This is a genomic window from Aeromonas enterica (genome assembly GCF_054052465.1).
Map to the genome: position 1 here is coordinate 67,615 of NZ_JBSTYL010000005.1, position 21,249 is coordinate 88,863.

Consider the following 21,249-nt stretch of genomic DNA (forward strand, 5'->3'; position numbering starts at 1 on the left):
CGGCAGGATAAATATCCTGCCGTTTGACTCAAGGAGTTTCATAATATCTATCCAATCCTGACACATCTGGCTCAGAAAGATGGGTGTCCAAGATATACTGTGAATTCACCTTGCGCAGTTTGGTAAGATTATAGTGCGTAGGCCAAGGGGCCATTTAGGCTAATAAACTGCCTAAGCTCTTGAAGTGATAAATTTATTTCAATAGAGCCCTCTGCACCTGGGGCTACTTCATACTCATCGAAGCATAGAGTTAAATAATGGCCATCGAAATAGTAACATTGATCATCTTTTAAACCTTCAAAATATTCCCCATACCCTCTAGCTTTAAGGGCTTTGTCTGCAAGTTTATCTACGCCTTCCTTGTAACCGGCGACAAAAAGATCTTTAAAATAAATTTGGCCGCCAGTAGTTATGTTTATGTTCGAGCTTACAATTGTATTTCCAGCTCCGCCTGCGCCATGAGAATAATATGTTCCCTTATATAGAACACTTAGTAAATTACCTTCCAATGCATATTTTTCAGTTGTCACAAACCAGTTTTCTTGTTCATATTCTACATCTACACGTGCAGCATGTTTCAAATGTGCATTAACTCTATCTTCTATCAACTGATCTGATAGTCCTGATATCTGAATATAATCAGCTTTAACTTCGGCAGTCCACTCTGGATTGGTTGGATTGGTTGGATTGGTTGGATTGGTTGGATTGGGCCGCTTATACTCTAGTTTTTTCTTCTGAAACGTAACATTATTGCCAGTTTTGTCCAAGGTTGACTTTTGGAGTATCAATGAAGTGAGGTTTTGCTTACAACTGCGCACGTCGGTAAGTTGCCCAGCTAATTCATCGTAGGGGACTCCTTCAAATTCACTAATATTTGACTTATAGTTACCATCAGCGGTTACAGTACCACCAATTAATTTTACAAGAGCTTCTCCTTGTCCTTTAAGTTGAGCTGTTATTTGTGATTGTGTAACTTTACCGCTAGCATGAATTTCTTCACATTGCCGTGAAGCGAAGTCTGCAATTTCATCGAGTGTTGCGGACTGCAATGACGAAGATGAAAAAAGCACAAAAGGTAGGCAGTGAATGATCTTCATAAATTCTCCTCTTTTTTAGGTGTGAAAAGTTTCAAAAAATAACAATATAATATGGGTTGTGTTTATTTTACATTCTTTTAATTACACTCAAGATTTTCTAAAAACATCTTAAACAAGAGGTTTTTGTATAGTGGGGAACTAAACTGGCATGTCCTTAAGAAGAGTTACACCACCTTGGTGCAAATAGTTTTTTAATGCATTGAGTTATATGTATAAAGTAGTCTTGGGAACTATAATGGAATATTGTAGTATTATTATGTAAGGGACTTTCTAGTATCTGCATTGTATATATAAGAGCCATAATTTGATTGCAGTACACATAACTGGTGGCCATCATTGCACTACCTTGTTTATTAGAAAATATATCTTTTCTACACAGGATAGCTACCGCACTGGGTCTTACCTCCCAGTGCGTAACGATTAACCAAATTGAAGAGTAATACCTCGTAAGTGAGCCTCGGTTACTTATTGTGCTGAAAGGGCTGGATGCGTATGGTACCAAATTTAGATCTATTTGTTGAGCAAAAGGTCTTACTGAGGCGGGGGATTGACACGTTATTTTGATGAGGATCAGAAAGCGAAGCGGGGGAGGCAGTTTGGAACTGAGCGTAATGGAAACGGTGCACAGAGATAGTAATGCGAAGCAGGCTTAACCCTCGCATATAAAAGCAGAGAAGAAACGCGGCAGGCCCTTTGCTCAATACCCCGTCATCTCCAGATAGCCAACTCCCTTGGCATCTCCCGAGACAGAGACCGCCCCCTCCCAGTAGTCAAAGCGCCCCGTCATGGCCTGATCGGGCTGGCGCGCCTGAATGGTGAGCGTCATATCGGCGGCTTCCAGTTGCCACTCGATGGGGTAGGCTTGCCCCTTGGGGCCGCGCCAGGTCTTGCCGGGGGTGAGGCGGATGCGATCTGGGCTTAATACCCGACTGCTGCCATCGCGCTCAATTAGGATGCCGTAGCGGTTCTCCGGCTCGGTGCGTCCGGCCTTGGTGCGCAGGCGAAACAGCATCAGCTCGCGGCCATCTTCAAATTGCAGCGAAAACCAGTCCCAGCCCGATTGCCACTGGGCCAATACCGAGCTGCTCCACTCGTGATCAAACCAACCCTCACCGCTGACGTTGCGGATCTCACCATCCAGGGTCAAGGTGCCGCTGATGGTCAGGCGCGGGTAGGAGTAGTAGAAGGAGGCGTTGCCCGGGCTCTTCTCGCTGTAACCCTGTTTGCCCTGCAGTACCGCCGGCTTGGCGGCGCTCACCTGCAAATCAAGATCCCCCGCCTTGCTCTGCACCTTGAGGGTGGCGGGAAAGAGCGATTCCCCTTGAGAGGCCAGCACCCACTCTTTCAGCCAATACTGACCGCCGCTGGCACCGGCGAGCCCTGGCCCCTGGCGGCTGGTGCGCTCGTCCTGCTGGTGGCTGCCTTTGCTCAAGTCAGTGATGGCAAACTGGGCCAGCCAGAGCTGGGGAGCAAGCCAGGGGTTGTCGGATTTTATCTCCTGCTCGATGCCTTGCCTGAACAGGGTCCACTGCATGCCGTAGCCGCGCCCCTGTTCGTCTTTCAGGTTGCCGGTGAGATACCACCACTCGGAGCGGTAGTTGGGGTGGGCACCGTGATCGGTGGGCAGGTTGATGGACTGACCCGGCAGGGCCTTTTTGAAGTGATCGTTGCCGCCGCCAAGGATGGCGCCCAGATCGTTGGCACTGATCCCGGTGCCATACAGGGTGCAGATCAGCGCCAGCGACCAGATGTTGAATGTTTTCATACCACTCTCCTTGCGGCGTACCAGGAGGCGAGGGCGCCACAGACGGGGGCGAGCAGGAGCGCCGTGACGGCGTGCAGGGGGGCGGCCTCGAAGGCCAGCCGCCAGCCGAAGGCGCGGGGGTTGACCACCTCAATCAGCACCCAGGCAAGGCCATAGCCCACCGGCAGGGCCAGCAGCGCGGTGAGCAGCCCGAGGCCCGCCCCTTGCCACACCAGCAACCGGCGGCAGTGGCGGGGGCTCAAGCCAAGGCTCTGCAGGGTCTGCAACTCGCCGCGCCGGGCCAGCCCCAGCACCATGAAGGCCGAGCCGATGCCGACGAAGGCGATCCCCAGGATCAGCAACTTCAGTAGCTCGGTCACCACGAAGGTCTGGTCGAACACCTTGAGGGCGGCGGCGTGGATGGCAGGGGCGGGCAACAGGTTCACCCGCTCGCCAAACTGGGCCCGCAGGTGATCGGCGAGGCGATCCACGTGCGGGCTGAAGAGGGCCAGGGATTGCACCTTGCCCCCTTCGAAGGCGTGCAGTATCTGCCCCTTGTCGCTGCCGTAATCCTGATAGATGCCGGTGACGGTGAACGTTCGCGCCCCTTGCTCGCCGCTCACCTCAAGGCTTTGGCCCACCTTGACCCCTAGGCGCACCGTCAGCGGTTCGCTCGCCAGCACCTCGTCGGGGGTGGCGGGCCAGCGTCCGGCCAGCAGCGGATAGGCGGCTTTGAGCTCGGGGATAAAGTCCATCTGCGCCCACTCGATGGGCTGCCCCTGCCAGCGGGCCGGGTGCACCGAGCGGCGCGAGGCAGCGCGCACGTCCGGCGCGGCGAGAATGGTGTTGAGGGTCTGCTCGCTCAGGGCGCCCTTGTTGCCGGCCACCCCCTTGGGAGCGGTGACATAGAGATCGGCGGCCAGGCGCTGGCCGAGCCAGATCTCCACGCTCGAGCGAAAGCTCGACACCATGACGCCGATGCCGATGGCCGCCGCAATGGCCAGTTGCAGCGCCATCACCGCGATGGCGGTGCGATCCAGGTGATAGAGGGTTTCGGCCACCCCGAGCCGGGCGTTGAGGGAGCCGTACTCGCGTCGGCGCAGCCGGCCCAGCACGGCGCGCAGCACATCGGGCAGGGCGAGCGCCATGGCCAGCAGCCAGCCGCCTGCCACGAAGAGGGCGCCGCCAAGCCCGGTTTCTGGCCGCCATAGACACAGGGCGCAGAGCAGCAAGATGACGATGGCGAGCTCCCGACGTGGCCAGGGATGAGCCGGCGGGCGGCTGTTGCCTTCTCGCAGCTCAAGGGGGGATTGGCGCAGCAGTTGCCACCAGCCGGGCAGGTTGGCGGCCAGCGTGCCAGCCAGGCCGATCACCAGCGCCTTGCCAAGGCTGGCGGGGGAGAGGCGCAGCAAGTCGATGGGGTTGGGGCCATAGAGATCGGCCAGTGCCTGGGTGAGCTGCCCCATCAGGGCGAGGGCCAACAGGCTGCCGAGCAGCAGCCCGAGCAGGGTACCGATGCTGGCGAGGATCAGGATTTCCAGTGCCAGCCAGCGCAGCAGTCGGCGCGGCGGCATGCCGAGGATGATGAGCTGGGCCAGCTGGGGGCGGCGCACGCTCTGCACGAAGCGCTGGGCGTTGAACACCAGAAAGAGCCCCACCGCCATGGCGAGCAGGGAGAGCGCCGTGAGGTTCAGAGCCAGCGCATCGCCGAGCTGGCTGGCATCGAGCGCCGGGCTGATGGGCTCAAGCCACAAGGGCTGGGCGGCGAGCCCGGTTCCCTGCGCAGCCAGCAGGGCGCGTTGCAAGGCAGTGGCCTCTTGCTCGCTTAGTTTGAAGACGATGCGATCGAGTCGCCCTTCCTTGCCCAGCAGGGGCTGGGCGAGGCCGATGTCGGTCACCAGCAGCCGCTCCATGGGCACGGCGCCGGGCTCGAAGGTGCCGGCCAACGTGAGGGTCAGCGGGCGGGGGGGCGCCCCTTCACCGCCACCCAGCACGAAGCGGCGGATCTGGCCCGGTTGCCAGCCAAGGCGGCTCGCTTCGGGGGCGGCCAGCCAGACGCTGTCGGTGCGATTTAACGAAAAGCTGGGGTCGGTATCCGGTGTGGCACCAAACAGCTGGCGCAGGGGGCCGGGGTTGAACAGATCCATCCCCAGCAGCTGGAAGCTGCGCCCCTGCTCGTCCTTGAGCCAAGCGTGCAGCTGCGGCATGGCATTGAGAGCGGGCAGGCTGCGCACCAGTTTGACGTAGAGCTGCTCGTCCAGCCCGCCGTCCGGCGCTAGCCGGTAGTTCGCTTCCCCCGCCAGCTGGCTGCGGGCGGCGACGAAGTTGGTGCGGGCGCTGTGGTTCAACAGCTCGATGGCCACCACCAGGGAGACCCCGAGGGTGAGCCCGACCAGGCTCATCAACAGCAGCCAGGGGTGAGCGCGATAGAGGCGCAGCAGCGCCTTGAGCGGCAGCGGCAACATCACTGCCCTCTGTGGCGGGCGTCAGTCATGGCGGCTCCCCTTGAGCGCGACCAGCTGGCCCCCTTCAAGGCGCAGCACCCGATCCGCCAGGGCGCCATAGGTGGGGTTGTGGCTCACCAGCAAGAGCCCGGCGCCGGTGCCCCGCACCGCCGCCATCATCAGTGCCATCACCTGCTCGGCGTTGTGTTCATCGAGACTCCCGGTGGGTTCGTCGGCGAGCAGCCACTGGGGCTGGTGAATGAGGGCGCGGGCCAGCGCCACCCGCTGGCGCTGGCCGCCGGAGAGTTGCTCCGGCCAGGCGTGGCGCTTGTGGGCGAGATCGAGGCGTTCTAACAAGAGGTCAATTCGTGTCTCATCGCGTGGCAGGCCGTTGATGGCAAGCGGCAGGCAGAGATTCTCCTCCACGTTCAGGGTCGGCAGCAGGTTGAAATCCTGATAGACGATGCCAAAGTGGCGGCCGCGCAGGCGAGCCCGATTGTCCGGGGACTGATTGTCGAGGCGGGCCTCTCCCAGCCAGATCTCCCCCTCATCCGGGGGGATGAGCCCGGCGATCAGGTTGAGCAGGGTCGACTTGCCACAGCCGCTCTGCCCCAGCAGCAAGGTGATCTCGCCGGCGGCCAGGGTGAGATCCAGATGATGGAAGAGCGGCAGGCGTTCACTGCCGTTATCGAAGCTTTTACAGAGGTTGCGCAGGGTCAGCATGGGATAACCGCTTGATGGTCAATGGCTTTCATTATGCTATCTACGCTACCACGGTCGGGAATGATCAACACGCCTCGCAGCTGATCAAGAGCGCCAGTTAGTGATCACCCCAGCAAAAGAGGTGAGGATCCTTGCTGGATCCCGCTTGCCAGAGGTGGTTAGAATAGGAGCTTCCATGGGTCACAGGATGAGCAAGGATGTTACACAAGCAAGTCAGTTTTATCATCGATAGCAAGGGCAACAAGCAGGCTGCCGTCGTCCCCATCGAGATTTATAACGAGCTGATGACCCTGCAAAAGGCGCTCTCCGACAACAAGCCGGGGGAGCGCGAGCTGTACCACTTCAATGGCAAGGGTGCCGAGGCCCACGGATATCCGGTGGGCAAACGGCAAAATCCCGGCTTCATGGTGCTGGCGGGCTCCACCGCCAATGGCGAGGATGCCGCCTCCCTGCGCGAAGCCGTGATCGAACTGCGTCAGGAGTTGCTGGGCAAGGGGATCCTCACCACCCGCAGCGAAGGCGGCCTGGTGTTCACCGCCGATCAGCTGTTCAACAGCCCGAGCCTGGCCGCCAGTCTGGTGGCAGGCAACAACCGCAGCGGCCTGGATGCCTGGCAAAACAGTGCCGGTTACACTCTCAAACAGTCGGGCTTTGGCAAGAAGTAATTTCCCGAAGGTGCCGACGCTGGGCCTCCCTGCCGCTCCCGGAGACCGCACAACGGACATGAAAACGCCGCCCTCTTTGGTGTTGAAGAGGGCGGCGTTGTCTTGTCTGGGGTTTATTTCTTGCCAGTCAGCAGCCAGTAACTGATGGCCGAGCCAAAACCGCAGCTGGCGATGGCGATGGCCATGGGCAGCGGGGACGTTGGCGGATTGAGGTTGACCAGAATGCCCACCACGGCGCCTATGCCAAAGCGCAATGTGCCGGCCAGGGCCGAAGCCGTGCCCGCGGATTGAGGGAAGTGACCCATCAGGCCCGTCATGGCGTTGGCCCCCACCAGACTGATATGACCGACGAACAGCACCACCGGGATGACGATGCCCCACAGGCCACCGGTCTGACTCCAGGCGTTGTAGATGAGCAGGGCGCCGGCGCAGGGCAGCATCAGCAGGCCGTATTGCAGCATGCGCTCGGCGCCCACCCCTTTCACCAGCCGGCTGTTGACGAAGGTGACCACCATCATCAGCAGGATATTGAGGCCGAACAGCCAGCCGTAGTGCTCGGTCGGCACCTTGAAATACTCGATGTAGACGTAGGGTGAGGCACTCAGGAAGGCGAACATGCCGGAGCTGGAGAGGGAGCCGCACAGCACATAGCCCATGGCGCCGCGATGGGTGAGCACACCCCAGTAGTTTTTCAGAATTTGGCCGAGCTTGAGGGGCTGGCGATGTTCAGGCTTGAGGGTCTCCTGGATTTTCCACTGCATCACCACGCAGATGAGCAGACTGATGCCCACCAACAGCCAGAAGATCACCCGCCAGTTGCTGTGGGCGCTGATGTAACCGCCCACCACGGGCGCCACCAGCGGCGCCAGCGTCATCACCAGGATGACGAACGACATGGCGCGAGAGAAGGCATCCTTCTCGAACAAGTCGCGCAGCAGGGCATTGACCACCACGGAACCGGCCGCACCGCCCGCCGCTTGCAGCATGCGCCAGGCCAGCAGTTCAGGCAGAGAGTCCGCCATGGCGCAGCCCACCGAGGCGATGGCAAACATCACCAGTCCCGCCAGGATCACCGGCTTGCGACCATAGCTGTCGGCGAGCGGTCCGTAGAACAGCTGGCCGATGGCGAAACCACCGAGGAAGGCGCTGATGGTGAGCTGAGCCCCGTCGATGCTGGTGGCCAGATCCCGGGCGATGGCCGGAATGGCGGGCAGGTACATGTCCACCGCCAGCGGCGTCAGGCCGGCCAGGGCGCCAAGCAGGATAAACAGAAAACGGGGAGAGAGGGGGGCGTGGGGCATAGGGTGTCCGGTTGTCTACCTTGGTTGCGCAATGCAGGGAAACAACGAGTCTATCAGCTTTCACCACGCCGGGCATGGCGTTCCTGCGCCTCGTCACCGTGACCGGGCGGCCCTGACCTTGATGATGATACCAGCCAGTGCCAGCCACCAGATCAGCCAGGCCACCAGCGACAAGCCATAACCGAGGCGCTCCGGCCAGCGGGCACTCAGGGTCACGGTGAGCTGGTAGTTGCCGGCGGGCACCCGGACCTGCAACAGTCCGTTGGGGGTATTGTCGACGATCAGGGACGCATCATCGTCGATCCTGGCCTGCCAGCCCGGATAGTAAAATTGGTGCAGCACCAGAGTTGCCGGGCTCCTGGCATTCACGGTTAGTACGATATCGCGGGGATGCCAGTTCAGGATCTGCCACGTTACGCCCTGCTGCTGTGTGGTGATCTCGGGCTGGAACTCATCCTTCCAGGCCAGCAGGGTAGGGGAGAATAGGCTGCGGGGTACCTGTCTTGGCCGGTATTCCCGGGCGCTGCGCTTGCTGTCGAATTCCGCATCCAGCACGGTTTTCTCCGGACGCTGGGTGAGGGGGGACGCGTGAATATAGATCGCCTGCGATGCCATGGTGAGGGTGAGCAGCCCCCACCAGAGCCACTGCCAGGGACGATGGGCGGGAGGCGCCAGTGCCACCACGGCCACGGTGGCGATGACCAGGACAAGGTTGAAGCGCCAAGGGAATTGCACCAGTTGCAAAGGCATGAGCAACTGCCAGAGTGGTTCACTCACTGAGAGCATCATGAGAAAGCAGACGGTGCCGATCACGCCCCAGCTTTGCAGCTCGGGATGATGGGGTGCACGAGTGGCGGCCCACGCCACCAGCAACAGGACGAGGGTCAGCATGCTCAGCCAGGTGAGGTGACCGCGAAAGCGCCAGTCATCCAGGCTTTGGGGAAGGCGATCGAGAAAATTGCGCTGAAACTCGAAGATGCCGGTACGCATTTGTTCCATGGAGATCGCCCCCTGATCCAGCAGGGCGGGCAACAGCAGCAGGCTTGCCATGGCCAGTCCCCATCCCTGTGCCAGCAGGCTGGACCAGATGGGGCATATCGTTTGATTGTGCCAAGCCTGCAGCAGGCTGCGTACCGCCAGCAACACCAGGATGATCAGTAGGCTTGGCAGGTGGGAAAGCGCCAGCATGGCCACGGCGAAAGCCAGCAGGAGCAAGCCGAAGGGGGCATGTTTGAATAGCCTGTCCTGCCCCAGCATGGCCAGTGGCACCCAGACGAAGGCCCAGCTTTCGGCCAGTGCAAAGCGGGCATAGATGTCGATGGCCAGATGGTAGGGGAGCGCCATGTAGAGCAGGCTGGCCCCCAGGGCTCGCCGGGGGGACGCAAAGGTGCGCAGCCAGAGATAGGCAAACAAACCCGAAAGCCAGAGTGCCAGGCTGCTGCTCCAGAGCAACGGTGTCATGGCCTCGTGGTCGAGGGGCGTGGGTCCGGCGAACAAGGCACTGACATAGTAGGGCAGGGGAGGATAAAAGAAGAAGGTGGGGCTGCCAAAGCCGCCATTCATGGCCATCAGCCAGCGAGGATAGAACTCCCCCTGCCACAACTGAACCGCAAAAAAGTGGCTGGAGAGCAGATGATGAAACAGATCATGCCCCTGGCTGCCACCGCGTAGCCAGAAGAGCAACAACATGAGACCTGTGGCTATCAGCAATATCAGGGGAATGCTGTAGCGCGTCAGCAATCCGTACATATCGGGACTCGCTGGTGATGGCCGCAGGGAGAGTCGGGTCGATACGCCGGCTCCCTTCTGCGTCTGACGTTCTACCAGAGGCCAGCATCCCTCTACTTGGTGGAAATGGCAAGCCAGAGGCCCGGCTCGGCGCGAAAGCGGGGTGCAAACCAGATCTGCCGGTTTGGTGCGGGCAGGTCGCCAGCCAGGATGGGCCGTCGGCTGAGGCGACAGGCCCCTTCGGCAAGCGCAAGGGCCGCATCCCCTTTGTACCAGCCGTCGGTGACGGGCAGGGCCGTGGTTTCGCGCAGCAGCCTGACTCCCCACTGGGTCACCAGCGCCGGGCACGCCCGCTCGGCCAGCTGTGCCGCTTGCACCATGGCGGGCGGCTGGGGAGAGGTGAGGGTGATACAAAACAGCAGCAGGGCTGCCAGGGTGGCAAGCCATTCGGCGCGGCGCGGCAGCCAACCTGTCAGTAGCACTATGCCGAGCAGGGTGAGGGGCGCCAGATGGCGGGGATTGTCCGGGTTCTGGCCAAACAGGGTCCAGAGCAGCAGGGCCAGCCAGCCAAGATACCATACCTGCTTGGCTGGTGCGGCCTTGCGCCGAACCGCCGGCCAGAGCGGCATCAGCAACAACCCCATCGGCAGCGGCCAGAGCGGAGTGAACTGCGCGCTGAAGGTGCGGGCCCAGCTCAACAGCCGATCACCGTGGGCCGCCGCCGTGTTGCCCCAGAGAGTAAAGTGGCCATCGGTAAAGCGCAGCCCTTCGCTGAAATAGGCCAGGCCATCGGCCTGCCAGACAAACAGCAGGCTGAGCAGCCCCACCATCGCGATAGGAAGCACAAACCGGATCCGCTCTCCCTTCTGCTCCATCCCTAGCCAAAGCGGCAGCAGGGCCAGCATGAAATAGGAGGGACGCAGGGCCAGCAGCAGGCCCACCAGCAGGCCGCCCAACGTCAGTTTGCGATGCTGCAAGGCCAAGAGAGCCCCGAGCCATGCCGCCAGCGCAGGCCCGTCCGAGAGGCCGGAGAGCGCCAGCGTCGGCGTCAGCGGCAGGGCCAGCACCAGCAGCCAGACGGGGGCCAGCAGGCTTTGGCGCTGCCACAATCTGACCGCGAGATACGCCGCGAGCGGCGCCAGCAGTCCTGTGCCCATCAAGCTTGCCCACTGCACCGCGCGGGCCGGATCATCAACGGCCAGATTGATCAGTCGCGCCAGCCAGATAAAGGCGGGGTAGCCCGGAAAGTGGGGCGAGAACTCCAGCACGCTGAAGCGCACCACTCCGTGGGCAAAGTTCAGGGCATCGTCGGAGTCGAGGGCCACCGGAAAAGCAAGCAGCCAACCCAGCCAGACCAGTTGCAGCAGGATCAACAGCCAGAGGGGGGGTGAGCAGGGGGAAACCCAACGCCGAGACCTTGCCTTCCCCCTCATCTCCAACCCTTCTCCCGCCGGGGGATGAGGGGGCAAACCGGTGTCCGGGTGCATTTATCGGCAGGCTGTGCGTAGGGTGGGTAGAGCGAAGCGAAACCCACCGTTTGTCGAAGCGCGGTGGCGCAATGATTGGCAGATGGTCATCAGAGCGGTGCCAGCACGGCCATCAGCGCTTTTTCCGCCTCGGCGAAGGCGGTGGCATCGGCGAGCTTGGCACCTACCCCGAATACCCCCGGGTTGCCGATGGCGTCCAGCACCCTGGCCAGCGCCTGGTCGGCGGCCTTGCGATCCCCTTCACTCAAGGAGGGGAGGATCAAATCGAGGAAGCGCTTGCTCTTGACCACCAGCACCTTGGCGGTCTGGTAGTCGCCAAGGTTCTGGCTGGCCCCCTCGAGGCGGCGCTCGATCTCCGCCTTGTAGGCCCGGTTGAGCAGGGCAGCGGTGGCGGCGGCATCTTTGGCCTGAATGGCAGCGGCCAGCGGTGCTTGCAGCTCGACCTTGTGGTGCTCTTCCAGATAGGTCAGCTCTTCGGCGATCTCGCTCAAGGTGGCGCTGGCATCTTTGCCGTCAGTGGCGGCGCCGAGCAGCGCCTCGCGCGCATCGATCAGCGGCTCCTTGCCGGTGGCGGCGTAGGAGTACGCCTGGGCTTGTCCGATACCTGTCAGCAGCGGGCCCGTCAGCAGGGCAAGGGCAAGTAAACCTGGTCGGATGGTCATCCTGTTCTCCTTGTTGTGCCAATGGCGCGGCGGTCAGGCCACGCTCTGGGTTTCGATCACGGTGTTTTCGTTGCGATGATTGAAGATGGCATGCCGTCTGTCCACCCCGTCGATCACCATGTCGGCGGCCATCATCCCCATCTCCATGGCGGTGTCGGTGAAGATGTAGCGGAATGTCCCCTGACGGCCGCTCATGATGAGGTTGGCTATCGGCATCAGCGCCTGAATAGCGGCGTTGCGGCGTGCCTGATAACCGAGATCCATCAACGGATAAGCGTACTCGCTGCGCGCCTCGAAGGTCTCATCGCCAAGCTTGGCGGTATCGACACCAAGGCTGGCAAGATCAGCGGTGACCCGGCCGCGCAGATCGGCCAGCGGCGCCTGCCAGGTGGCATCCCCCGGGTTGCAGGGGATCTCCAGCATCACGGATGTTTGCCCCATCGGCGCCATAAAGGGGCTACGGCGGCGCGGTTCCTGCAGACGGGTGGCCAGAATATGGGGGTCGGAGAGGTACTGCCAGGTGTTGTCCGACAGGTTCTCCTGTTTGAGCGGCATATTGACGAAACGCAGGGATCGGTAGTGCAGATCGCACGGCAAGCCCAGATGCTGGCAGGTGAGCGGCAGCGGCAGGGTGGAGATCACCTGATCAAATTGCTCGCTCTGCTCCACGTTATCTTGTGACCAATAAACCCGTTCGATGCGGCCATCGGTCTGCTCGAGGCGGGTAATGGTGGCGTTGGTCTTGAGTTCGACTCCCTCTGCCATCAGCCGCTCGCCCAGGGTGGTGAAGATCTGGCCGAAGCCGTACTTGGGGTAGCGGTACTTGCGGGCATAGGTGCGCACCGAGATGCTGCCGTTGCGCCTTGGCAGCAGGCGGCGCGCCACGTCTTTGAGATCGATCAGGCTGATGCGCTGGCCGGCCCAGTCGGCGGAGAGCCGGTCAGGGTTGATACCCCACAGCTTGGCCGTGTAGCCCTCGAAGAACTGGCGATAGAGGGTGCGGCCGAAGTGGCTCTGGATCCACTCGGCAAAGCTCGCCTTGTCAAAGTCGTCCGGCTTTTTGGCAAAGGGCAACAGCAGCAAGTCTTTCACCGCGCCAGCCATCAGCGGCAGAGGGGCTGTCTTGATCAGGTTGGTGAGGTTCAAGGGGTAATCATAGGTGCGCCCGCCAAAGCGGATCACGCTCTTGCGATCGGCGTGGAGCAGATCGTCCCCCATCAGTTCGTCGATAAAGGCAAGTAGCTCGGGGTTCTTGGTGATGAAGCGGTGACCGCCGTAGTCGAAGCGATAGTCGCCATCCTTGCCAGCAAAGGTCTGGGTGGCGCACATGCCGCCCACCACGGGTTCCTGCTCGAACAGGGTGACCGCAAAACCGGCCTGGCAAAGACGCCAGGCGGCCATCAAACCGGCGGGGCCTGCGCCCAGTACTGCAATCTTCTTGTTGTCGCTCATGACTGTGTATCCGAAAAATCTGGCTGAAGAGAAAAGGGAAAGAGGGTGAAAAAGGCGGCCCTATCCCGTGAGCCGCCTTGCCATATCCAGAGCTCGTAAAGAAGCGGGCTTACCCCTGGACTTTGGGGCGATAGTTGCGATGCCAGACGGTGACGAAGACCAGCAGATAGGCGGCCCAGGTCAGCAACTGCAAGCCGGCCGGTGAGGCATTGTAGCCAAACAGGGCGCGCAGGAAGGTACCGAATACCCCCTGATCGTCGAGAATGTGACTGATGTTGAACACAGGCGTCGTCCAGAGGGTGATGACCCCCGCCGCCTGCAACATGTTGACGGCGGACGACAGCAGCCCGGCGGCTATGATGATGATGAGCAGACCGGTCCAGCGGAAGAAGGGGGCCAGCGCCACCTTGCGAGTGGAGCGCAGCAGCCCCCACACCAGCACCACAGAGATCAGCAGCCCCGCCAGCGCCCCCATCAGTCCCTCGTGCAGATCCACCCCTTGCCCGGAGTAGACCAGGGCCGAGAAGAAGAGCACGGTTTCAAACCCTTCGCGCATCACGGCCAGGAAGGCGAGCAGCACCAGACCAAACAGGTTGCCGCCGTCGATGGCGGCATCGATGCGCGCCGTCATGGCCCCGACCTGGGACTTGGCCTGCTTCTGCATCCAGACCGCCATGTAAGTGAGCACCAGGGTGGCGAAAATCAGGATCCCCGCCATCAGCAGGTGGTTGTAGCGCTCGCTCTCGAACTGGCTCACCACCACCTGAAACAGGAAGGCGACCACCAAAGAGGCGACGAGGCCTAACCCCACCCCCAGATAGATGAACTTGTTGTAACGGCTCGCCCCCAGCTTGGCGAGATAGGAGAGGCAGATGCCTACCAGCAGAAAGGCTTCCAGCCCCTCGCGCAGGGTAATGAGAAAACTTGCAAACATCAGGATTCAGGCTCCGTGTCAGGCGTAGGGGAGGTGGGTTGCAAGGTGAGTTGCAACCGGTTGAGCATCACTATGGGTGGCTCCGGGAGGCTCGGCTCGGCGGCGCGCACCGCATCATTGACCCACTTGGGGTAGGTGCGGAAATTGAGTCTGATATCAGCCTTGAAGGGCCCCTGGGCATCCGCCGGCAGTGGCCAGGCTTCATCGCGCCAGCCATCGGCCGGGATGCGGGTATCCGCCAGCAGCTTGGCGTAACGCCAAAACTTGAGCCCCACCGGCTTGCCCTCAGCATCGCCGAATACTTTTCGAAACAGCCGCGCGTCCTCGGGCACGGCGCCATCCACCGGCTGGCCACTTTGGAGCACCGTCTTGCCGCTGGCGTCGGTGACCGTCAGCTCCAGCCAGAGTTCGCGAAAATCGGCGACCCCGGTGGGCAGGGCGTGGCCGGCGCCGGTATTGGCGACCCGCACCACCAGTTGGCGGCGCTCGGCAGCCCCTTCGATGCGGGCCGAAAGGGGTTCGATACGGGCAGAGAGGGTAGAGCTTGAGCGGAGCAGCGCCAGGCTCTCTTGCTCGAGGGTTGCACTTCTCAGCCCCACCAGCTGGTGCTGGGCGCCGGTGAAGTTGTGGCGATAGAGCCGTTCTTTCACTGTGCCGTTTTCGGTGGACTGGCCGGCCACCGGCGCGCCGCCGTTGCCCGGCTCCGGGTTCATGTGGCAGTCGATGCAGGTGCGCCGCTTGGCGGGATCGGCCGCCTTGGCGAAGCTGGAGTTCTCCCACTCGTCCCAGGTATTGACGATGTTGGCGCCGGTGCCGGGGGCAAACTCGTTGTGGCACGACTTGCACAGGGCCGCATCCCGGTAGAAATCCTTCTGGTAAGAGGCCTTGTGCATGGCGGGGCGGGCGTTGATCTGTCGCTCCGCCAGCCAGTGCTGGAGGCTGCCACCGGCGGCATCCTCGAACACATAGCTCTCGCGGTCTTTCAGATTCACGGTAAAGGCGCTGTTGCCGCCGGCATCCTCGAGCCGGGTGATGCGATGGCAGAGCACGCAGCCGGTGCCTTCCTCTACTACGGGCTCGCCTTTCTGGTGGGCCGCGATCAGCGAGGCGCCGCCCTGCTCGAACATATGGGAGCCCTTGGGCAGATCCATCTGGCCTGTCATCACCTGCTGGGGCATATGGCAGCCCTGACACCACTGGCCAAACGCTTCCCCTTCGGTTTCACGGGCCAGCGCCTGCACCACCTTGTAGTAGGGGTGGGAGTTGCCCATCAGCCGGTGGTTGCTCTCGCTCCAATCTTTGAAGGCCTGTTGGTGGCAGTTTTGGCAGGAGGCTGAGTTGAGCCACTCCTTCGGGTGAGTGGTTGGCGCCTTGGCGGGATCCGTGCGCGGTGCATCGAGCCGCAGCCAGTTGGCGAGATAGGGGAGGTTGCCATCGGCGGTGACGAAGGCGTGTAAGTCCTCCATCATCGCTTTCACTTCCGGTTGCGGCCTCGCGGGGTCAACAGGCTCGGCCCCATCGCGGGTGTCATGGCCCATGCCGCCCTGGGTCTGCTGGGTCATGCGCAGGTATTCGCCGATAAAGTCCCCCGCCACCATGTTGGCGAGATTGGCGTGACCATTGATGGCGTTGTCACCGCTCTTCTGGCGATGGGCTGCCATCAGATAGCGGTTGGTGAAGTTGAACCCATCCAGATGGCAGGAGTTGCAGCTCATCCAGTTGTCCCCCGCCATGGGGAAGCGTGAGTTTGCGGCGGTGTTGCCAAGGTTGAATAGCCGCTCGCCGCGCTGAAGCGGCTCGGGACGGGGATCTGTCTCTACCAGCTTGGCGAAGTGGGGAACATCCACCGTGACCCGGGCAAACGGGCCGCTGCCGCCGCTATTAAGGCGGGTGAGATCCTGCCCCATGGCGTTGTGTACCAGAATGTGGTCGCCGTCGATCAGCAGATCCCGCGGATTCTGGCCCGGCAGGTGGCGAAGGAGCTGGGTCGCCTTGGCGCCCCCCTGGAACTTCTTGCGGCGGTGGCGGTTGCTGTTCTGCTTGCCGCTGCGCGACAGGTCGAACACCAGCAGATCTTCCGAGCCCGCCTGGGTCAGATAGACCCGCTTGCCATCGGCGGCGAAGCGCGCCGCAAACGGGTTGGAGACGATCTGGCTGCGGTTGCCGACGCTTGGCAGGTTGATCTGCAAAAAGAGCTGCTTTCTTTCATCTACCCGCTCTTTCTCTTCATCGAGATTTATGATGGAGACTGCCGGAAAGACGGTGCTCTGAAACTGGAAGGGGTGATCGAAACTCCACAGCACGTGGGGTAGCCAGGCTTCGCTGCCATCGGGGGAGAGGGCGATGCCATCGAGCAGGCGTGGCAAGCCCTGAGAGTCGCTTGGGGTGGCGCTGTGAGTCTCGGCCAGGGTTATTAGCCGCGGTTTGGGCAGGGTCGTGCCTTTGGCATCCTTCTCAAGCCTGGCGAGATCATAGATGGCGAGCTGGCCGGTCATGGCGTGGGTGAGCAGCAGGCGATCGTCGTCGGTCAAGGCCAGCCCGCGCGGGGTCTCGGCAGTGGCCACATCCAGCTGCAAGTTGCCCGCAGTGTCGTAGGCTTGCAGGCGACCGGCTTCAAACAGCGTGACCCAGAACCACTTTCGCTTGGGATCGAAGATGACGCCGTAGGGTCTATGGCCGGTGGGGATCGTCTTCGCAAGCGTAAGATTATCACCCAGCAGCAGCAGCCGATCGCCGCTGTAGTCGCTGACCAGCAGGGTGCCGTCGCCGGCGCGCGCCAGCTGGCGCAGATCGCCGCCAAATTGAGCCTCTTTGAGACGCTTGCCACTGGTACGTTCAAGCAGGGTGACAGAACCTGCGCTGAGGTTGGCGGTGACGAGGCGCGGGCTCTTGCCCTCTTCATAGGCGATCATGGCCGCGCCCATCTGTTGGGCGCTGGCAATTGGACTTCCCAGCAGCAGGAAGAGGACCGGCAGACAGGATAAGAACAGCTTCAGCATGGGATCAAGAGCGCCATTTCAAGATGGTCCAGCGCCAGGCGTGGCGCAGCACCAGGGGTGTCAGTGCCAGGGCGCTCAGCCAGTGTGCCCAGCTGGCGAGGTTGCCCATGCCATCGCCCGGGGTACCGTGCAGGATCAAGATAAGACCGCTACCAAGGCAGACCAGTAGCAGGCCTTCGATAATGCGACCGGTAGTGCGCAGGAAGGGCTTGCGGCTCTTGTTCAGCAGGCTGCGATGGGAGAGCCAGAAGGCGCCAAACAGCAGCGGAAACAGGGTGAGGGAGAGCATTAGATGCAGCAACAGATTCCAGCGTGCCAATGACCAGTGAGGGGTCAATGGTTCCCACAACAACAGGCCGGAGAAAAACATCAGATAGAGGGAGCCCTCGGCGGCCTGATGGTGATAGGCCAGCCATTGCCCGAACTGTCGTGGTGAGAGGGAAAGGCTTGTCATAGATGCTCCAACGCCCGGGCAGTCCAGCCCGGGAGAGAAAGTTTACAGTGCAGTAAAGGTAATGAAAAGAGTTATCAATTCTACTCTTGATGAATAAATTCTGAATGAAAACAGGGCTGGGTTACTTGTGATCCGCCAGCCGTTCCGTGATGGCGTAGATGAGCGCTGCGGTGGAGAAGGCGAGAAACACGATTACTGACCACTTCATTTCGATCTCGTTGCCGGTACCATCGTTCAGGAATGCTTTGAGTACCTCGATCCCGGCGATGGTGACCAGGGAGTTGATGACAATGAGTTTGAGGGACGCGAAGGTGATCTTGCTGAGCCAGTTGTTACCAAGTGCCTCGCGCTGCTCCGGCGTCTTGATGAACTGCACATAACCGCAGATAGCCACCAGGATCAACATTTGCGCCACCAACACGAAGTCCACCAGGGTCAGTACCCCTGTGATGAGATCCAGATAGTGAATATCGATAATGTCGCGGCACAGCTCATAGAGTTGCATGGCAAATTTCACCATCAGCAGAGCCACGCAAACCAGAATGCAGACATAAAAAGGGAACATCATCAACCGGCTGCCATTGAGCATGACGTTGAATCGACGCATGGAAACTCCTGAGTAGGGGAAAATTGTGCTGATTATGGCGCGAAACCGGCGGTCAGCGAATGTTTTTGACTGGCATCGTCGCAAGGGCGTCAGCTATCACGCTGAGCTCAGCTTGTACGCTGGGTGGTATATCTGGGATACATGCCCGGTTGTTATTCGATGTTGATGTGGTCCTTGGTGTCGGCATCGCTATCGAGCCACACGTTTTCTTCCGTCAGACGGCGATCGCCCTGAATGGTGAAGGTGAGGGTGCCTTGTTTGAACAGCCGTGCACCATCCGCGCGCTTGCCTTGACCGGCTTGCCATTGACCCAGACCTGTTCCTTGTCATCGGCTCGGATCGTGGCAACGGTGGCGCCTTTGCTGTTTTTGGCCACCCATTGGCCGGCATAGGGAGTCAAAGCTGCTTTGGCATTCGTATTCACGTGCGGGGTCGTGCTGCCAAAGTTGGCCTTGGCGTTCTCGGCCTTGCCCTTGGTGATATCGCACTCTTGCAGTTCGGAGATCTGGGTACCGCCGGCGTGTTCGAGTTGCTGACGGTATTTGGCACTGATGGCATGGACTTGGGTGAGCAGGGCTACGCTGTGTTCTCAAAGTGAACGAATTTCAGTCACAGCCATTTTCAGCCAAGAATTGAGCCCTTAAAGATGCCCAATTTAGTCGCTTTGAAGTGAGCAAGTGTTGTATTTCTGGACAGAAGGCTGTTTTCGACATGTCACATTTTATATTTATTAATTTTAGTGGAAATTAATAAGCTCAATAGCAGACCAAATAAGATCTCAGCTTCATGATTCCTTGTGAATCACCTTACCTGATCCATACCATAAATCTGAAACATGCTTTTTCAGACAGTCGTAGCTTTCATCGTTGTATCTATCGTCAGTGGGGAACGTTCAATCACCACTTTGGCACGGCGGGTGCCGTTTGGGTTTGTGGCGATGTTCTGATTAGTGTTTCTAATATTATAAATAGTTATTAGAAGACTTATTTTTATTCCATCTCATAACAACCAACTAAATGTATAATAAATGAATGTTATCTATATGTCTGATTTTAAAGGCCACAAATTATTCTGGTCGCCAGTATGTAACTGGTAACTAAGTTGTTGAACAAAACTGCATATCAGTCACATCGATTTGTGACTGCACTATATTTAAGCCGCAGGTCAGGCAAGAGGTTTTTATGAAGTTTGTTATTACTTTATTTTTAATATTATACTTCTCATTTGCTACTGCTGGTGACAAGCCACTTCACTTTGCGTTGTTTACTCAACGGGCAGAGGGAGATGCTTTTTGGGGTGTGGCAGAAAATTTTGCGAAGGCAACTCAACAACAACTAAATGTTAAGATTACTGTTTATTACGCCCATGGCAGTAAGCAGAAAATGCTGGAAAACTTACAAATAGCCAATCGTGATCATGTCGATGCAGTATTGTTTCCTAACTTAAAAATGTCTGCTTACGACCTGATCGAACAGGCTGAAAGTTTGCATCTACCCGTTTTTCTTTTTAATGCTGATATTGAAGAGCGTCATCGTAAAACGTCTGGAAATCCAGGTCAATTTTTCCACTACTGGCTAGGAAGTATGATGCCTGACGACGAAAATGCAGGCTATCTTCTTGGAAAGCAATTAATAGGACGTGCCCGTCAATTGACGTTAAATGAAAAAAATGGACATGTTTATATTGTGGCAATAAACGGAACAATAACAGACTCTCCGGCAATAGATCGTCTTAACGGCCTAAAGCGTGCCATAGCAGAAGATGGCAATGCAACTCTGCAACAATCAGTTTATTCCTTTTGGGAAAAGGACATCGCTCGAACACAAGCAACACATCTACATTTACGCTACCCGAATGTGCGAGTCTTTTGGGGCGCTAGCGACCTAATTTCGATCGGTATTAGCGAGTCATTGTCTCAAAGTGGATGGATTCAGGGTAAAGACTATGTTACCGGTGGGATTGATTGGTCTCTAGAAGGTCTTAAGGCTATTCAGAAAAATCAAATTCAAACTAGTATAGGAGGGCAATTTATGGAAGCTGCCTGGGTTGTCATCATGTTGCATGATTATTTTAATGGTATACCGTTACCAATTGAAAATAATTTAAAATTCAACTCAAAGATGGTTTTACTTCCATCTCGATCACTCCCTATATTACTTGATAGGCTTATGCATGATAAATGGGGTGATATTGACTTTCGTCATTATTCCAGATTTTATAATCCTCAAATGAAGGAGTATCAACTCGATCCTACGGCTATTCTTAAGGACTTGGAATCCATACATAACAATAATCAATGAATAGCGATGAAACAATACCTTAGTATATCTCTGGATAAAATGGCCTTTACGAAAGCCATGTGGGCTGTGTTCTTAAAGTGATGATAATATAAATTTGTATGTTCTCAAAAGCTTAAAATCTATGTCGCGTCTCGCCGTTATCAGTTGATCGATGCACGAAAAGGGCTTGAATAGATCCTTTTTACTCGTCGTCGTTTGAGCAGGCTCCCTACTCGCAAACCAGGCTAGGTACTCGATGGCACTCTCTGGAGCCTTCATTTCTGTGCTCCTTGGCGAAATCTAGAACGTTTCGGCCCATGGAATTCTATCAACAACACCTTTCGCTGTTGGTAGAGCACAGGCCTAAATAGATACCATCCTTGAAGCGTTGCAACTGCATCTCAATGAAGAAGGGCTCGTCGACTTCGACCTGTGGTGCCTTACGACTACAATGTCAGGGCGCCCAAAGATGCAGTTGGAGCACGTAAAGAACACCCCAGTTAACCAAGCTCTTGGCCACCGATGTGGCGATTTTGGCAGTAAAGTCCACTTAGCCACAGATGGTCATGGTTTGCCGCAGGGTTTCTGCCTCAGTTACTCAAGGGTATTAATTGTGGACAGACTTTCGTCCTGTACTGTGTCAACGGCCACCCGTTGTCACTGGGGCTTGATA

16 protein-coding genes and 1 pseudogene are annotated in these 21,249 nt (G+C 58.5%); 4 read left to right on the plus strand and 13 right to left on the minus strand.

Annotation, left to right across the window (positions count from 1 at the left end; translation table 11 throughout):
* Positions 1-128: 128 nt before the first annotated feature.
* The 4 genes from ACW5XD_RS07715 to ACW5XD_RS07730 all read right to left on the minus strand — a co-directional run bounded on the left by ACW5XD_RS07715 (position 129) and on the right by ACW5XD_RS07730 (position 6,008).
* Positions 129-1,097 (minus strand): RsiV family protein, encoded by a 969-nt coding sequence (locus tag ACW5XD_RS07715; protein WP_456494379.1) that lies wholly within the window; start codon positions 1,095-1,097, stop codon positions 129-131.
* A 697-nt stretch (positions 1,098-1,794) separates the two neighbouring features.
* Positions 1,795-2,862, minus strand: a complete 1,068-nt coding sequence (locus ACW5XD_RS07720; RefSeq protein ID WP_456494380.1) for a lipocalin-like domain-containing protein — start codon at positions 2,860-2,862, stop codon at positions 1,795-1,797.
* Entirely contained in the window at positions 2,859-5,306 is a 2,448-nt protein-coding gene (locus tag ACW5XD_RS07725; protein ID WP_456494381.1) for an FtsX-like permease family protein, read from the minus strand. Before ACW5XD_RS07725 ends, ACW5XD_RS07720 begins: the two co-directional genes overlap by 4 nt.
* 21 nt (positions 5,307-5,327) lie before the next feature.
* Complete coding sequence (locus ACW5XD_RS07730) at positions 5,328-6,008, minus strand: ABC transporter ATP-binding protein (RefSeq protein WP_456494382.1); 681 nt, start codon at positions 6,006-6,008, stop codon at positions 5,328-5,330.
* A 197-nt stretch (positions 6,009-6,205) separates the two neighbouring features.
* On the opposite strand from ACW5XD_RS07730, the gene ACW5XD_RS07735 reads away from it, so the two are divergent.
* Positions 6,206-6,673, plus strand: a complete 468-nt coding sequence (locus ACW5XD_RS07735) for a DUF4357 domain-containing protein (protein WP_456494383.1) — start codon at positions 6,206-6,208, stop codon at positions 6,671-6,673.
* Positions 6,674-6,786: 113 nt separating this feature from the next.
* Here the strand turns inward: ACW5XD_RS07735 and ACW5XD_RS07740 are convergent, their stop codons facing one another.
* The 9 genes from ACW5XD_RS07740 to ACW5XD_RS07780 all read right to left on the minus strand — a co-directional run bounded on the left by ACW5XD_RS07740 (position 6,787) and on the right by ACW5XD_RS07780 (position 18,297).
* Positions 6,787-7,974, minus strand: coding sequence for a Bcr/CflA family multidrug efflux MFS transporter (locus tag ACW5XD_RS07740; protein ID WP_456494384.1), 1,188 nt, complete (start codon positions 7,972-7,974; stop codon positions 6,787-6,789).
* A 93-nt stretch (positions 7,975-8,067) separates the two neighbouring features.
* Complete coding sequence (locus ACW5XD_RS07745; protein ID WP_456494385.1) at positions 8,068-9,723, minus strand: hypothetical protein; 1,656 nt, start codon at positions 9,721-9,723, stop codon at positions 8,068-8,070.
* Between the two features lie 92 nt (positions 9,724-9,815).
* Entirely contained in the window at positions 9,816-11,078 is a 1,263-nt protein-coding gene (locus ACW5XD_RS07750; protein WP_456494525.1) for a hypothetical protein, read from the minus strand.
* Positions 11,079-11,278: 200 nt separating this feature from the next.
* Positions 11,279-11,851: a hypothetical protein gene (locus ACW5XD_RS07755; RefSeq protein WP_456494386.1), complete on the minus strand. Its 573-nt coding sequence runs from the start codon at positions 11,849-11,851 to the stop codon at positions 11,279-11,281.
* 33 nt (positions 11,852-11,884) lie between these two features.
* Complete coding sequence (locus ACW5XD_RS07760; RefSeq protein ID WP_456494387.1) at positions 11,885-13,303, minus strand: NAD(P)/FAD-dependent oxidoreductase; 1,419 nt, start codon at positions 13,301-13,303, stop codon at positions 11,885-11,887.
* A gap of 109 nt (positions 13,304-13,412) precedes the next feature.
* Positions 13,413-14,237 (minus strand): FTR1 family iron permease, encoded by an 825-nt coding sequence (locus ACW5XD_RS07765; protein ID WP_456494388.1) that lies wholly within the window; start codon positions 14,235-14,237, stop codon positions 13,413-13,415.
* Complete coding sequence (locus tag ACW5XD_RS07770; protein WP_456494389.1) at positions 14,237-17,236, minus strand: YncE family protein; 3,000 nt, start codon at positions 17,234-17,236, stop codon at positions 14,237-14,239. The genes ACW5XD_RS07765 and ACW5XD_RS07770 overlap by 1 nt, the downstream gene beginning before the upstream one ends.
* 4 nt (positions 17,237-17,240) lie before the next feature.
* A complete protein-coding gene (locus ACW5XD_RS07775) occupies positions 17,241-17,690 on the minus strand; it encodes a hypothetical protein (protein WP_456494390.1) in 450 nt (149 codons plus the stop codon).
* Between the two features lie 121 nt (positions 17,691-17,811).
* Positions 17,812-18,297 (minus strand): YqhA family protein, encoded by a 486-nt coding sequence (locus ACW5XD_RS07780; RefSeq protein ID WP_456494391.1) that lies wholly within the window; start codon positions 18,295-18,297, stop codon positions 17,812-17,814.
* Between the two features lie 268 nt (positions 18,298-18,565).
* Here ACW5XD_RS07780 and ACW5XD_RS07785 point away from each other — a divergent pair, with 268 nt between their 5' ends.
* From ACW5XD_RS07785 to ACW5XD_RS07795, 3 genes and pseudogenes are all read left to right on the plus strand, one after another.
* Positions 18,566-18,895, plus strand: a complete 330-nt coding sequence (locus ACW5XD_RS07785; RefSeq protein ID WP_456494392.1) for a hypothetical protein — start codon at positions 18,566-18,568, stop codon at positions 18,893-18,895.
* 583 nt (positions 18,896-19,478) lie between these two features.
* The gene (locus tag ACW5XD_RS07790) at positions 19,479-20,597 is read left to right on the plus strand and encodes an ABC transporter substrate-binding protein (protein ID WP_456494393.1); all 1,119 of its coding nucleotides are present in this window, start codon (positions 19,479-19,481) and stop codon (positions 20,595-20,597) included.
* 174 nt (positions 20,598-20,771) lie between these two features.
* Positions 20,772-21,171: pseudogene (locus ACW5XD_RS07795) on the plus strand (IS5-like element ISAs34 family transposase); the annotation flags it as partial.
* Positions 21,172-21,249 lie beyond the last annotated feature (78 nt).